The organism is Pseudomonas batumici (assembly GCF_000820515.1).
Lineage (GTDB): Bacteria > Pseudomonadota > Gammaproteobacteria > Pseudomonadales > Pseudomonadaceae > Aquipseudomonas > Aquipseudomonas batumici.
This window is the reverse complement of sequence record NZ_JXDG01000005.1, coordinates 35,476-50,313: the sequence shown is the minus strand read 5'-3', so window position 1 is coordinate 50,313 and position 14,838 is coordinate 35,476. Positions and strand designations below refer to the sequence as shown.

At 63.2% G+C, this 14,838-nt stretch carries 8 protein-coding genes; 6 read left to right on the top strand and 2 right to left on the bottom strand.

What is annotated here, in order from left to right; genetic code table 11:
• Positions 1-45: 45 nt before the first annotated feature.
• Positions 46-2,985 (bottom strand): bifunctional [glutamate--ammonia ligase]-adenylyl-L-tyrosine phosphorylase/[glutamate--ammonia-ligase] adenylyltransferase, encoded by a 2,940-nt coding sequence (glnE, locus tag UCMB321_RS03040; RefSeq protein WP_040063771.1) that lies wholly within the window; start codon positions 2,983-2,985, stop codon positions 46-48.
• A gap of 382 nt (positions 2,986-3,367) precedes the next feature.
• Between glnE and aceE the strand changes: the two genes are divergently transcribed.
• From aceE to msrA, 4 genes are all read left to right on the top strand, one after another.
• Positions 3,368-6,013: a pyruvate dehydrogenase (acetyl-transferring), homodimeric type gene (gene aceE / locus UCMB321_RS03035; RefSeq protein ID WP_040063769.1), complete on the top strand. Its 2,646-nt coding sequence runs from the start codon at positions 3,368-3,370 to the stop codon at positions 6,011-6,013.
• Positions 6,014-6,024: 11 nt separating this feature from the next.
• Positions 6,025-7,983 carry a dihydrolipoyllysine-residue acetyltransferase gene (aceF, locus tag UCMB321_RS03030; RefSeq protein ID WP_040063768.1) on the top strand — a complete coding sequence of 653 codons (1,959 nt, stop codon included), beginning with the start codon at positions 6,025-6,027 and terminating at the stop codon, positions 7,981-7,983.
• Between the two features lie 328 nt (positions 7,984-8,311).
• Positions 8,312-11,005: a putative bifunctional diguanylate cyclase/phosphodiesterase gene (locus UCMB321_RS03025; protein WP_040063766.1), complete on the top strand. Its 2,694-nt coding sequence runs from the start codon at positions 8,312-8,314 to the stop codon at positions 11,003-11,005.
• Between the two features lie 78 nt (positions 11,006-11,083).
• Entirely contained in the window at positions 11,084-11,731 is a 648-nt protein-coding gene (msrA, locus tag UCMB321_RS03020) for a peptide-methionine (S)-S-oxide reductase MsrA (RefSeq protein WP_040063765.1), read from the top strand.
• Between the two features lie 142 nt (positions 11,732-11,873).
• Here msrA and UCMB321_RS03015 read toward each other — a convergent pair whose 3' ends face one another.
• Complete coding sequence (locus UCMB321_RS03015; protein WP_040063764.1) at positions 11,874-12,710, bottom strand: 23S rRNA (adenine(2030)-N(6))-methyltransferase RlmJ; 837 nt, start codon at positions 12,708-12,710, stop codon at positions 11,874-11,876.
• A gap of 151 nt (positions 12,711-12,861) precedes the next feature.
• Here UCMB321_RS03015 and UCMB321_RS03010 point away from each other — a divergent pair, with 151 nt between their 5' ends.
• Together UCMB321_RS03010 and UCMB321_RS03005 are read left to right on the top strand one after the other, a co-directional pair.
• Entirely contained in the window at positions 12,862-13,356 is a 495-nt protein-coding gene (locus UCMB321_RS03010) for a DUF2165 family protein (protein WP_040063763.1), read from the top strand.
• 170 nt (positions 13,357-13,526) lie between these two features.
• Complete coding sequence (locus UCMB321_RS03005; protein ID WP_040063762.1) at positions 13,527-14,795, top strand: O-acetylhomoserine aminocarboxypropyltransferase/cysteine synthase family protein; 1,269 nt, start codon at positions 13,527-13,529, stop codon at positions 14,793-14,795.
• Positions 14,796-14,838: the final 43 nt, after the last annotated feature.

Sequence of the window (14,838 nt, the reverse complement as noted above, 5' to 3'; positions counted from 1 at the left end):
AAACGATGCGGGGAGGCATTAGCCTCCCCGCCTCCAAAATATCAATCAGCTTAGCCCCAGTTCGGTCCAGATCCGCATGACATCGCGGCGCTCGACCGCGAACTGATCGCCGGCGATCACCCCCGCCTCTTTCTGCAATGCCTGGCGGTGGGCCGCGGAGCGATAGGCCTTGTAGGCCTCGCGCAGCAGGTTGGCATCCGTGGCGGGAATCAGGCCGGCTTCCTCCAGCCCTTCGAGAATGCGAATATTATCGGTATAGCGGAGTAACGCCGGGTGCGCTTTCGACCAGGCCAATGTCGCGTATTGCACCATAAATTCAATATCGACGATACCACCGGCATCCTGCTTGATATCGAACGGCGCCGTGGCCTCGAAGGCATTGGCCGCCGTCCCCGCCGCGGTGGCCTTGCTCCCCAGGTTGTCACGCATCTTGGCGCGCATCTCGCTGACTTCCTGGCGCAAGGTCGGCAGATCCCGTTCACGCCCCAGCACCGCCGCCCGCACTTTCTCGAACGCCGCGCCCACGTCCTTGCACCCCACCAGCACCCGGGCGCGGATCAGCGCCTGATGCTCCCAGGTCCAGGCCTCGTTCTGCTGGTAACGCTCGAAGGCGCCCAGGGAGCTGACCAGCAGGCCCGAGGCACCGGACGGACGCAAGCGCATGTCCACTTCATAGAGTTGGCCGGAGTTGGTCTGGGTGGTCAGCAGGTGAATGATCCGCTGCCCCAGGCGGGTGAAGAACTGCGCGGTATCGATGGGCTTGGCGCCGTCGGTCTCGGCATTCGGGTCGCCGTCATGGATGAACACCAGGTCCAGGTCCGAACCATGGCCCAGCTCGATCCCGCCGACCTTGCCGTAGCCGACAATAATGAAGCCCGGGTCGCACAGGCTGCCGTCGACCCGCCGTGGCGAACCATGCCGGGCGACGGTCTGGCGCCAGGCCAGGGCCAGCACCTGTTCGAGGATCGCCTCGGCGAGCCAGGTGAGGTAGTCGCTGACTTTCATCAGCGGCAGGCTGCCGGAGATCTCCGAGGCCGCGACCCGCAGGCGATGCGCCAGCTTGAAGTGACGCAAGGCTTCCATCTGCTGTTCGAGATCGTCTTCCGGGATCCGCGTCAGCCGCTCGCGCAACTCCGCGGCCAACTCCGGCGCCAGGGGCGGCTTGAACAGCCGGCCTTCGTTGAGCAACTCGTCGAGCAGCATCGGGAAACGGGTGATCTGCTCGGCAATCCAGGGGCTGGCGGCACACAAGGTCAGCAAGCGGCGCAAGGCCCCGGGGTTTTCCGTGAGCAGCACCAGGTAGGCCGAACGCCGGGCCACGGCCTCCACCAGCGGCAGCACGCGCTCCAGCACCAGGTCCGGATCGGCATGTTCCACCGCCTGGGCCAGCAGGCGCGGGATAAAGGCATCGAGCCGCTCCCGACCGAGGCGCTGCATGGCACGCAACTGCGGGCTGGTACGCAGCACCGTCAGTTGCTTCAGTGCCTTGGCGGCATCCTTGAAACCGCCCTCCTGCAACTGCCGGCAGGCCGCCTCCTCGTCCTGGGACTCTTCCCACAGCGGCAACCATTCGCCGCCGACCACCACTTCGCTCTGCGCACCGTCCTCTTCGTCCGGGTCGGCAATGACCTGGCGGAAATGCCAGTCGACCCGTCCACGCCAGTGCATCAACCGCTCATGAAACGCCGCCCAACTGTCGAAGCCCATCATGAAGGCGATGCGCGCCCGGTCCTTTTCGCCGTCGGGCAGCATCTGGGTCTGGCGGTCGGCAATCGCCTGGATCGCATGCTCGGTGTAGCGCAGGAACTCATAACCGCTACGCAACTCGCCGATCACCGCCGGCGGCAGGTAACCCTGTCCCTCCAGGGTCCCCAGCACCTTCAACAGGGGCCGCTGCTGCAAGCTCAGGTCACGCCCGCCGTGAATCAGCTGGAAGGCCTGGGCAATGAACTCGACCTCGCGAATGCCGCCGGAACCCAGCTTGATGTTCTCGGCCATGCCCTTGCGCCGAACTTCCTGCTGGATCAACTGCTTCATGGTGCGCAGCGCTTCGATGGCCGAGAAGTCCAGGTAACGCCGATAGACGAAGGGCCGTAACATCTCCAGCAGGTGCGCGCCCGCCACCTGGTCGCCGGCCACCACCCGGGCCTTGATCATCGCGTAGCGCTCCCAGTCGCGCCCCTGATCCTGGTAATACTGTTCCAGCGCATTGAAGCTCAGCACCAGGGCACCGGCCGAGCCATAGGGGCGCAAGCGCATGTCGACGCGGAACACGAAGCCGTCGACGGTGATCGGGTCCAGAGCCTTGATCAGCCGCTGGCCCAGGCGGATGAAAAACTCCTGGTTGTCCAGCGGGCGCTTGACCCCGACCGTCTCGCCGCCTTCCGGGTAGGCGAAGATCAGGTCGATATCGGAGGACAGGTTCAACTCCACGGCTCCGAGCTTGCCCATGCCGAGGATGACCATCTGCTGCGCCTGGCCGCTGCGCCGCCCGGTGGGTGTGCCGAACTGCTGGCAATGCCGCGGGTACAACCATTGATAAGCCTGGTCGATGCTGGCGTCGGCCAGGTCCGACAGGTCGCGACAGGTCTGCACCAGGTCCGCCTGGCGGGTCAGGTCGCGCCAGATGATCCGCACCTGCTGGCGCGTGCGCTGGCGCCGCAGGACCCGGCCCAGCTCATCCTCGTTGTCGACCTGCTGCAACGCCGCGGCGATCTGCCCGCACATCTCCCCCGGCGCAAAACCGCGATCCAGGTCGCCGAACCGCACCAGCTCCAGCAACATCAAAGGGTCACGAACCGACTGTTCAATAAAGAAGTCGCTGGCCGCGCCGACCCGGGCGAACTGCGCCCAGCGTTGCTCGGTCCATTGGGCCAGCCCGTGATCATCGTCCAGGGCCGCGACGGCCGCACGAAACGACTGCTCGGCACGAGCGGCGACAGGCAGAAGAATGGCCGGCAAGTCGGCCAACGTTGGAAGGCTCATGGTCTATCCTTGGTGATCGAACAATCAGCGGCAGTCTGTGATCGCGAGAAACACGCTCTGAAAAGGACTGTCGAACAAAAGTTAGAAATAGCTGATAATGGTAATTTTTTGGCAGCCAGCCTCAAAAAAGCGCTTGCCTTGACTCATTCCCAACCAACAATATCGATTACGCTCACAACATAGCAGGAAGTTTTTACTCATCGCCCTGTAGTTTTACTACTCGTCTATACATTCGAAAGGCTGAAATGGCCGACGATTTGTAGTAAAACTACAGAACTCCGGAACAACCTCCGGACATCCAAGAATTTATGTCGTCTGCCCACAAGGCCAGTCGCAAACTCAGGCAACCGATTCTGGAAGCCTTTCCGCCCTGGAGCAAGCCATGCAAGACCTCGATCCCGTCGAAACCCAGGAATGGCTGGACGCCCTGGAATCGGTTCTCGACAAAGAAGGCGAAGACCGTGCTCATTACCTGATGACCCGTATGGGCGAACTCGCGACCCGCAGCGGCTCGCAACTGCCCTACGCCATCACCACGCCGTACCGCAACACGATTCCCGTCACCCACGAAGCACGCATGCCTGGCGACCTGTTCATGGAACGCCGCATTCGCTCGCTGGTGCGCTGGAACGCCATGGCCATGGTAATGCGCACGAACTTGAAAGATTCTGACCTGGGCGGTCACATCTCCAGTTTCGCCTCCAGCGCCACCCTGTATGACATCGGTTTCAACTACTTCTTCCAGGCCCCGACCGACGAACACGGCGGCGACCTGATCTACTTCCAGGGCCACACCTCGCCAGGCGTCTACGCCCGTGCGTTCATGGAAGGTCGCATCAGCGAAGAGCAAATGAACAACTTCCGTCAGGAAGTCGACGGCCAGGGCCTGTCGTCCTACCCGCACCCTTGGCTGATGCCTGACTTCTGGCAGTTCCCGACCGTCTCCATGGGTCTGGGTCCGATCCAGGCGATCTACCAGGCACGCTTCATGAAGTACCTGGAAGCCCGCGGCTTCATTCAGCCAGGCAAGCAGAAAGTCTGGTGCTTCCTGGGCGACGGCGAGTGCGACGAACCGGAATCCCTGGGCGCGATCTCCCTGGCCGGCCGCGAGAAGCTGGACAACCTGATCTTCGTCATCAACTGCAACCTGCAACGTCTCGACGGGCCGGTGCGTGGCAACGGCAAGATCATCCAGGAACTCGAAGGCGTGTTCCGTGGCGCCCAGTGGAACGTCACCAAAGTCATCTGGGGCCGTTTCTGGGACCCACTGCTGGCCAAGGACGTCGACGGCATCCTGCAACGCCGGATGGACGAAGTCATCGACGGCGAGTACCAGAACTACAAGGCCAAAGACGGCGCGTTCGTGCGTGAACACTTCTTCAACTCGCCGGAACTCAAGGCGATGGTTGCCGATCTGTCCGACGACGAGATCTGGAAACTCAACCGTGGCGGCCACGACCCGTACAAGGTCTACGCGGCGTACCACGAAGCGGTCAACCACAAGGAACAACCGACCGTCATCCTGGCCAAGACCATCAAGGGTTATGGCACCGGTGCCGGCGAAGCGAAGAACACCGCGCACAACACCAAGAAGGTGGATGTTGAAAGCCTGAAGCTGTTCCGCGACCGCTTCGACATTCCGGTCAAGGATGACCAGCTGGAAAACCTGCCGTTCTTCAAGCCGGAACCCAACAGCGCCGAAGCCCGCTACCTCAGCGAGCGTCGCGCCGCACTGGGCGGTTTCGTGCCACAGCGCCGCGCACAGAGCTTCAACGTCCCGACTCCGCCACTGGATACCCTCAAGGCGATCCTGGACGGTTCGGGCGACCGTGAAATCTCCACCACCATGGCCTTCGTGCGGATCCTCGCGCAGTTGGTCAAGGACAAGGAAATCGGCCCGCGCATCGTCCCGATCATCCCGGACGAAGCCCGTACCTTCGGTATGGAAGGCATGTTCCGTCAGTTGGGCATCTACTCCTCCGTCGGCCAGCTCTACGAGCCAGTCGATAAAGACCAGGTGATGTTCTACAAGGAAGACAAGAAGGGCCAGATCCTCGAGGAAGGCATCAACGAAGCGGGCGCCATGAGCTCCTTCATCGCGGCCGGTACTTCGTACTCCAGCCACAACCAGCCGATGCTGCCGTTCTACATCTTCTACTCGATGTTCGGCTTCCAGCGCATCGGTGACCTGGCCTGGGCCGCCGGCGACAGCCGCACCCGTGGCTTCCTGATCGGCGGTACCGCCGGCCGCACCACCCTGAATGGCGAAGGTCTGCAACACGAAGACGGTCACAGCCACATCCTGGCCGCCACCATCCCGAACTGCCGCACCTATGATCCGACCTACGGCTACGAGCTGGCGGTGATCATCCAGGACGGCATGAAGAAGATGACCGAAGAGCAACAGGACGTCTTCTACTACATCACCGTGATGAACGAGTCCTACCAGCAGCCCGCCATGCCGGCCGGCGCCGAGGAAGGCATCATCAAGGGCATGTACCTGCTCGAGGAAGACACCCGGGAAGCGGCTCACCACGTGCAACTGATGGGCTCCGGCACCATCCTGCGCGAAGTGCGTGAAGCGGCGAAGATCCTGCGCGAGCAGTTCAACGTCGGCGCCGACGTGTGGAGCGTCACCAGCTTCAACGAACTGCGTCGCGACGGCCTGGCCGTGGAACGCAGCAACCGCCTGCATCCTGGCCAGAAGCCGAAGCGCAGCTACGTCGAAGAATGCCTCGCCGGCCGCCAAGGTCCGGTGATCGCCTCTACCGACTACATGAAGTTGTTTGCCGAACAGATCCGCCAGTGGGTCCCGTCCAAGGAATTCAAAGTCCTGGGCACCGACGGTTTCGGCCGCAGTGACAGCCGCAAGAAGCTGCGTCACTTCTTCGAAGTCGACCGTCATTTCGTGGTGTTGGCAGCCTTGGAAGCCTTGGCTGACCGTGGTGACATCGAACCTAAAGTGGTGGCCGAGGCCATCGCCAAGTTCGGCATCAACCCGGAAAAACGCAACCCACTGGACTGCTGAGGAGACACCCTGTGAGCGAACTCATTCGCGTACCTGACATCGGCAGCGGTGAAGGTGAAGTAATCGAACTGTTTGTGAAGGTCGGCGATCGCATCGAAGCCGACCAGAGCATCCTGACGCTGGAATCGGACAAGGCGAGCATGGAAGTGCCCGCGCCGAAAGCCGGCATCGTCAAGAGCCTGAAAGTGAAGCTGGGCGACCGCCTGAAAGAAGGCGACGAACTGCTGGAACTGGAAGTCGAGGGCGCCGCTGCCGCGGCTCCTGCGGCTGCCCCGGCGCCTGCCGCCCAGGCTGCTGCTCCGGTTGCCGCCGCACCGGCTGCCGCGCCGAGCGCTGCGCCTGCCGCCGCCTCGGTGCAACAAGTGCATGTGCCGGACATCGGTTCGTCGGGCAAGGCCCAGATCATCGAGATCTCGGTCAAGGTCGGCGACAGCATCGAAGCGGATCAATCCCTGATCACCCTCGAGTCCGACAAGGCCAGCATGGAAATCCCGTCGCCGGCCGCCGGCGTCGTGGAAAGCATCAACGTCAAGCTCAACGACGAAGTCGGTACCGGCGACCTGATCCTGGTCCTGAAAGTGGCCGGCGCAGCGCCAGCCGCAGCCGCAGCTCCAGCAACGACCCAGGCCGCCGCCGCGCCTGCTGCCGCTCCGGCGCCAGCCGCTGCACCGGCCGCCGCGGTCGCCGACAGCGTCCAGGACATCCACGTGCCGGACATCGGTTCGTCAGGCAAGGCCAAGATCATCGAAGTCTCGGTCAAGGCCGGTGACACCGTCGAGGTCGATCAGTCGCTGATCACCCTCGAATCCGACAAGGCCAGCATGGAAATCCCATCACCGGCCGCCGGCGTGGTGGAAAGCGTTTCCATCAAGCTGGACGACGAAGTCGGTACCGGTGACCTGATCCTCAAACTGAAGGTCAAGGGCGCTGCCGCCCCAGCCGCGCCTGCACAGGCGGCGGCACCGGCTGCTCCGGCCCAGGCAGCGGCACCTGCCGCGGCACCTGCACCCGCTGCCGCTCCGGCGGCCGCACCGGTCAATTCGAGCGCCAAGGTTCACGCAGGTCCGGCGGTACGCCAACTGGCCCGTGAATTCGGCGTCGAGTTGAGCGCCGTGAGCGCAAGCGGTCCGCACGGTCGCATCCTCAAGGAAGACGTGCAGGCCTACGTCAAGGCCATGATGCAGAAGGCCAAGGAAGCACCGGCCGCTGCTGCTGCCGGCGCAACCGGCGGTGCCGGCATCCCGCCGATCCCGGTGGTGGATTTCAGCCGCTTCGGTGAAATCGAAGAAGTGCCGATGACCCGCCTGATGCAGGCGGGCGCCGCCAACCTGCACCGCAGCTGGCTGAACGTGCCGCACGTGACCCAATTCGACTCGGCGGATATCACCGAGCTGGAAGCGTTCCGCGTGGCCCAGAAAGCCGCGGCCGAGAAGGCCGGCGTCAAGCTGACCATCCTGCCGCTGCTGCTCAAGACCTGCGCCCACCTGCTCAAGGAACTGCCGGACTTCAACAGTTCGCTGGCCCCGAGCGGCAAGGCGATCATTCGCAAGAAGTACGTCAACATCGGCTTCGCCGTCGACACCCCGGATGGCCTGCTGGTACCGGTCATCAAGGACGTCGACCGGAAGAACCTGCTGCAACTCGCTGCCGAAGCGGCTTCCCTGGCGGAAAAGGCCCGGACCAAGAAACTCTCCGCCGACGAGATGCAGGGTGCCTGCTTCACCATCTCCAGCCTCGGGCACATTGGCGGCACCGGCTTCACGCCGATCGTCAACGCGCCGGAAGTGGCGATCCTCGGTGTCTCCAAGGCCACCATCCAGCCGGTCTGGGACGGCAAGGCCTTCCAGCCCAAGCTGATGCTGCCGCTGTCGCTGTCCTACGATCACCGCGTGATCAACGGCGCCGCCGCCGCGCGCTTCACCAAGCGCCTGAGCGACCTGCTGGCGGATATCCGCACCATCCTGCTGTAACCGCGAATCCGGTCTCCTACTTCGAGGAGACCGGATCCGTGCATCGATTTCCGAGCGCCACGCTCGTACCTCAACCCCGCCGCTTGGCGGGGCTTTTTTTGCCCGCGTCCCGGGTAACCCCGCAAACGCCCTGCAAACACCGGGAACACCGCGAAATAGACCGGTGGCCAGGCCCGTTCACTGAAGAAATTCTCCTCTCGGCCGATACATTGAAGGCACAGAGCCACTGTTCTGCTTGTCAGCCTGACCCGCTTAATGCAACCTTGCCCAACACGCCAGAAAAACGGTCTTTACCCAGCGTGACCCGTACTCTTGAAGCGAGCTATCAATGAAAAGCCAACCCGATGTCGCCAATAGATTGGCGGCCGAGGTAGTCACGCAGTTACCGGTGCCCTCGCGGCTCGGCATGCTGCGTTTCGAACGGCTGAATGAAGCAAGCTGGGCACTGCTGTTTCTCGACCCCAATTGCGAGCGCCAGTTCGGCCTCCCGGCCATCGAGCTCTGTGCCCTGGTCGGCTCGCCCTATGCCAGCCTGATGGAGCCCGAAGCCCGTTACCGGCTGCACGACACCATCCAGCAGCAACTGGTCGACAACCCGCATTACCTGATCCGCTACACCCTGCACACCACCCAGGGGCCCCTGAGCCTGCTGGAAGTCGGTGAAGCCTACAAGCAACACAACCGCCACCTGCTACGCGGCTACCTGCTGGTGGTCGAGGGCCTGGTCGGCCAGGAGCCGACCCTGCCGACCGCCGACCTGGAAACCCAGAACAGCCGCCTGCAGATCGCCCTGGAACTGAACCAGCGCGCCCAGCAGGAACAGCTGCTGCACCTGGACCGGGTGCGCGCCCAGCAGGACCTGATCCTGCGCCTGGCGCGCCAGCGCTACAGCGCCGGCAAGTCCCTGCTCGAAGCCGCCGAACTGATCACCCGTTGCGCCTGCGACATCTACGAAATCGACTGTGCGAGCATCTGGAACCTCGAAGGCGATCGCCTGGTCCCGATCTGCGCCTATCACCGTGATCGCCAGCAATACGTACTGCCGGATGTCATCGACGTCAGCGGTTTTCCCAACTATCTGGAAGCCCTGCACACCAGCCGCGCCATTGACGCCCACAACACGATGCACGACCCGCGCACCCGGGAGATGGCCGAAAGCCTGCGCCCCCGGGACACCAACGCCATGCTCGACGCCAGCATCCGCATCGACGGCCAGGTGGTCGGCGTGCTGTGCCTGGAACAGAGCGGCAAGACCCGCGCCTGGCAGTCCGACGAAATCGCCTTTGCCGGTGAACTGGCGGACCAGTTCGCCCAGGTCATCAACAACCACAACCGACGGGCCGCCACCAGCGCCCTGCACCTGTTCCAACGCGCCGTGGAACAGAGCGCCAACGCCTTCCTGCTGGTCAGCAGCGACGGCGTGGTGGAATACGTCAACCCCAGCTTCACCGCCATCACCCAGTACAGCACCGAGGAAGTCCACGGCCAGAAGCTCTCCGAACTGCCGGCCCTGGAGAATCTCAGCGAACTGCTGTTCGATGCCACCTCGAGCCTGGCCAAGAGCAACAGCTGGCAGGGCGAGTTCAAGAGCCGGCGCAAGAACCTGGAGCCCTACTGGGGCCAGCTGTCGATTTCCAAGGTCTATGGCGACAACCGCGAACTGACCCACTACATCGGCATCTACGAAGACATCACCCAGACCAAGCTGGCGCAACAGCGCATCGAGCGCCTGGCCTACACCGACAACCTGACCAACCTGGGCAACCGTCCGGCCTTCATCCGCAACCTCGACGAACGCTTCGCCCGCGACAGCGATTCGCCCATCAGCCTGCTGCTGGTGGACATCGACAACTTCAAGCGGATCAACGACAGCCTCGGCCACCAGACCGGCGACAAACTGCTGATCAGCCTGGCCCGGCGCCTGCGCAACAGCCTGAGCCCCAGCGGCAGCCTGGCACGCTTTGCCAGCAACGAATTCGCGGTACTGCTGGACGACACCGACCTGGAAACCGGGCAACAGGTCGCCAGCCAGCTGCTGATCACCCTCGACAAACCGATGTTCGTCGACAACCAGCTGATCAGCGTCACCGGCTCCGTGGGCCTGGCCAGCGCGCCGCTGCACGGCCGTGACCCGCAGACCCTGATGCGCAACGCCGGCCTGGCCCTGCACAAGGCCAAGGCCAACGGCAAGCACCAGGTCCAGGTCTTCACCGAGGCACTGAACGCCGAGGCCAGCTACAAGCTGTTCGTCGAGAACAACCTGCGCCGCGCCCTGACCCAGAACGAACTGGACGTGTTCTATCAACCCAAGCTCTGCCTGCGCAGCGGCCGCCTGCTGGGCATGGAAGCGCTGTTGCGCTGGAACCATCCGGAACGCGGCATGATCCGCCCGGACCAGTTCATCAGCGTCGCGGAAGAAACCGGCCTGATCATCCCGATCGGCAAGTGGGTCGCCCGCCAGGCCTGCCGCATGAGCAAGCAACTGACCGCGCGTGGGCTGGGCAACCTGCAGGTGGCGATCAACCTGTCGCCCAAGCAGTTCTCCGACCCGGACCTGGTGGCCTCCATCGCCAGCATCCTCAAGGAGGAGCAGCTACCGCCGAGCCTGCTGGAACTGGAACTGACCGAAGGCCTGCTGCTGGAGGCCACCGAAGACACCCACCAGCAACTCGACCAGTTGAAAAAGCTCGGCCTGACCCTGGCCATGGACGACTTCGGCACCGGCTACTCGTCCCTGAGCTACCTGAAGAAATTCCCGATCGACATCATCAAGATCGATCGCAGCTTCATCCACGAAATCCCGGACAACCAGGACGACATGGAAATCACCTCCGCGGTGATCGCCATGGCCCACAACCTGAAGATCAAGGTGGTGGCCGAAGGGATCGAGACCTGTGAACAGCTGACCTTCCTGCGTCGCCACCGCTGCGACGTCGGCCAGGGCTACCTGTTCGACCGCCCCATCCCCGGCCTCGAACTGATCCAGCAGCTCAAACGTTACCCGCGCGGCCCTTTGGCCTGACAGCGCTGTAACACTCGGGCACACTGTTGGTCTATCTTTCTGTATCGCTCATCCCAACCTGACTGAGAGGACTGCGACATGGTCTTGCGCTCGGAAATACTGGTGAACAAAAACGTGCTCCCAACCAAAGAACAAGCTCTACCTGGCCGCGAAACCCCGATGGCGGTCCCGGACAAACACTTCGTCAACGGCAACCCGCTGCTGGGCCCCTTCCCCGGCAACGTGGAATTCGCCATCTTCGGCCTGGGCTGTTTCTGGGGCGCGGAACGGCGCTTCTGGCAGCGCGCGGGCGTGTACAGCACGTCGGTGGGTTACGCCGGCGGCTTCACGCCGAACCCGACCTACGAGGAAGTCTGCTCGGGCCTGACCGGCCACAGCGAAGTGGTGCTGGTGGTGTACGAGCCGGAGATCGTCAGCTACGAAGAGCTGCTGGCACTGTTCTGGGAACTGCACGACCCGACCCAGGGCATGCGCCAGGGCAACGACATCGGCACCCAGTACCGCTCGGTGATCTACGCCACCAAACCGGAGCAGCTGGAAACCGCATTGAAGAGCAAGCAGGTGTTCCAGGCCGAACTGAGCAAGGCCGGCCACGGCGCCATCACCACGGAAATCGACGAAGCGCCGACCTTCTTCTACGCCGAGGCCTACCACCAGCAATACCTGGCGAAGAATCCCGAAGGCTATTGCGGGATTCGCGGCACGGGCGTGACCTGCCCGATCTGATTCACCGCCCCACCCCCACTGTGGGAGCGGTGCTTGCCCGCGAAGAGGCCCGCGAGATCGCTAAAAGCTTCGCGGGCAAGCTCCGCTCCCACAGATCCCGGTGCGTCCGTAACATCGGGAAAGCCTGGCGTCCCGACACGACCTACTCGGCGATCAGCCAGTCCAGCCGCCAGTCACCCTGGGTCTGACCCAGCTTCTGCGCCAGCCACGGCAACAGCTCACGCAACTCCTCCTCCAGCCCCCACGGCGGATTGGCGATCGCCAACCCCGACCCGTTCAGGCTCGCCGGCGTGTCCAGCGGATGCACCAGCAGTTCCACCCGCAGCAACTTCGGCGCACCGGTACCGGCCAGGTCCTGATAGAAACGCTTCAAGGCACGCTGATCCTTGATCGGATACCAGACCGCCGCCACCGTCTGGCGCATGCGGCCGATGGCTTCCTTGAGCGAGGCGGCGCAACGCTGCATTTCATCCAGCTGTTCGAACGGCGGATCGATCAGCATCACCGCCCGCTTCTCCACCACCGGCAACAACGCCCGCGCCACGTGCCAGCCCTCGCCCAGGTGCACCGCCACGCGCCGGTCGCCCTTCATGTTGTCCTTGAGCAGCTTGCCGTCTTCCGGGTGCTTTTCATTGAGCAACACACGGTCCTGTGCACGGCTCAAACGCCGCGCCAGTTCCGGCGAGCCCGGGTAGTAGCGCAATTCGCCATCCGGGTTCATCTCGTGCAGCACCCGCATGTAATCGGCGGTCACGGCGGGCAGATCCTGCTCACCCCACAGCCGGGCAATGCCTTCCAGGTATTCGCCGGTGCGACTGGCCTGGTCGCCCTTGAGGTCATACAGGCCGATGCCGGCGTGGCTGTCGAGGTAGGCGAACGGCTGCTCCTTGCGCGCCATCAGGGCGATCAGGCGGGTCAGGACCAGGTGTTTCAAGACGTCGGCGTGATTGCCGGCGTGAAAGGCGTGACGGTAGTTCATGGCGACTCCTGCGAAGGAGGCGAAGTTTACCTTGTGCCCGGGCGTACGTCAGGTCGCAGCGCACCGCAGGCGTCGGAAGCGTCTGACATATTCCCAGGGCAGTGCAGTGATAAGGTCGTTTTCCCGCTTATCGGAAAGAAGGATCCGAGCCATGACCACCCGCTACGCCAAGATTGTCCTCACCCTGGCCCTCGCGACCTTCGCCTTCATGGTCACCTTCAACAACATCACCGATTACGGTTCCAACTTCGCCTTTGTCCGCCACGTGCTGAGCATGGACACCACCTTCCCGGACAATGCCGCGATGTACCGCGCGATCACCAGCCCCGCCCTCTGGCACGCCGCCTATTGGCTGATCATCTTCGGCGAAGGCCTGACCGCCGTGCTGCTGGCCTATGGTGCGCTGTCGCTGTGGCGAGCGCGCAAGGCCGAGGCCGTCACCTTCGGACGGGCGAAGCAGTGGGTCGTCAGCGGCGCAACCGTGGGCTTCCTGGTCTGGTTCTTCGGTTTCATGGTGGTCGGCGGCGAGTGGTTCCTGATGTGGCAATCGCAGACCTGGAATGGCCAGGAACCGGCCTTCAAGTTCTACATGGCGATCCTCGGCGTGCTGATCTTCGTCAATCAGGCGGACAACGAGCTGGCTTAAACCAGATCACTTGCCGATTGCGCGCCAGTATCGGACACTGGCTCGCCGGTTTGCGGTCCGACCACGGGCACGAAACCCGAGGTCATTGGCGACTCAGACACACGAGACCATTAAGCGACCGCACCTGCCTGGCAGTGCTCATTAATGGAATTTCACTGAGTCGAGACTTTATGAAAGACGCAACGATTGCGCTCCATCACGGTTTCAAGTCGGACCCGACCACCAAGGCCGTGGCCGTGCCCATCTACCAGAACGTCGCCTTCGAATTCGATAACGCCCAGCACGGCGCCGACCTGTTCAACCTGGACGTACCGGGCAATATCTACACCCGGATCATGAACCCCACCAACGACGTGCTGGAACAGCGCCTCGCCGCCCTGGAAGGCGGGATCGCCGGATTGGCGGTGTCCGCCGGCAGCGCGGCCATCCACTACGCGATCCAGGCCCTGACCCGCGCCGGCGACAATATCGTCTCCACGCCGCAGCTCTATGGCGGCACCTACACCCTCTTCGCCCACCTGCTGCCGAGTTTCGGGGTCGAGGTGCGCTTCGCCCGCGACGACTCTGCCGAAGCCATCGCCGAGCTGATCGACGAAAACACCAAGCTGGTCTATTGCGAAAGCATCGGCAATCCGGCGGGCAATATCGTCGATCTCCAGCGCTTTGCCGAAGTGACCCACGCCCGCGGCGTACCGCTGATGGTCGACAACACCGTGGCGACGCCGATCCTGTGCAAGCCGATCCAGTTCGGCGCCGACATCGTCGTGCACTCGGTGACCAAGTACGTCGGTGGCCACGGCAACGCCCTGGGCGGGGTAATTGTCGATGCCGGGACCTTCCCCTGGGCCGACTACCCGGAAAAGTTTCCCGGCCTGAACACCCCGGAAGCCGCCTATCACGGTGTGGTCTATACGGAAAAATTCGGCCCGGCGGCCTTTATCGCCCGCGCCCGGACAGTGCCGCTGCGCAATACCGGCGCGGCACTGGCGCCAATGAACGCCTTCCTGCTGCTGCAAGGCCTGGAAACTCTTGCCTTGCGCATGGAACGGCATACCGACAACGCGATCAAGGTGGCGCAGTTCCTCAAGGCTCACGAGCAAGTCGCCTGGGTCAGTTACGCCGGCCTGCCGGACCACCCGCACCATGAGCTGGCGCTCAAGTACATGAAAGGCAAGCCTTCGGCGATCCTCTCGTTCGGTCTCAAGGGTGGCTATGAAGCCGGGGTGCGCTTCTACGATGCACTGCAGATCTTCAAGCGCCTGGTGAATATCGGCGACGCCAAGTCCCTGGCCTGCCACCCGGCCTCCACCACCCATCGACAAATGAACGCAGCCGAACAGGCCAAGGCCGGCGTGAAACCGGAAATGATTCGCTTGTCAGTCGGTATCGAGGCGATCGAGGACATCCTCGAGGACTTGCAACAAGCGCTACGTGCCTGAACCGGAACGGCCCGCCTCCAGGGAGACGGGCCGATTTCTGATC

Coding starts and splice junctions, on each gene's coding strand:
- glnE (WP_040063771.1), bottom strand. CDS start 2,985: ATGAGCCTTCCAACGTTGGCCGACTTGCCGGCCATTCTTCTGCCTGTC.
- aceE (WP_040063769.1), top strand. CDS start 3,368: ATGCAAGACCTCGATCCCGTCGAAACCCAGGAATGGCTGGACGCCCTG.
- UCMB321_RS03025 (WP_040063766.1), top strand. CDS start 8,312: ATGAAAAGCCAACCCGATGTCGCCAATAGATTGGCGGCCGAGGTAGTC.
- msrA (WP_040063765.1), top strand. CDS start 11,084: ATGGTCTTGCGCTCGGAAATACTGGTGAACAAAAACGTGCTCCCAACC.
- UCMB321_RS03015 (WP_040063764.1), bottom strand. CDS start 12,710: ATGAACTACCGTCACGCCTTTCACGCCGGCAATCACGCCGACGTCTTG.
- UCMB321_RS03010 (WP_040063763.1), top strand. CDS start 12,862: ATGACCACCCGCTACGCCAAGATTGTCCTCACCCTGGCCCTCGCGACC.
- UCMB321_RS03005 (WP_040063762.1), top strand. CDS start 13,527: ATGAAAGACGCAACGATTGCGCTCCATCACGGTTTCAAGTCGGACCCG.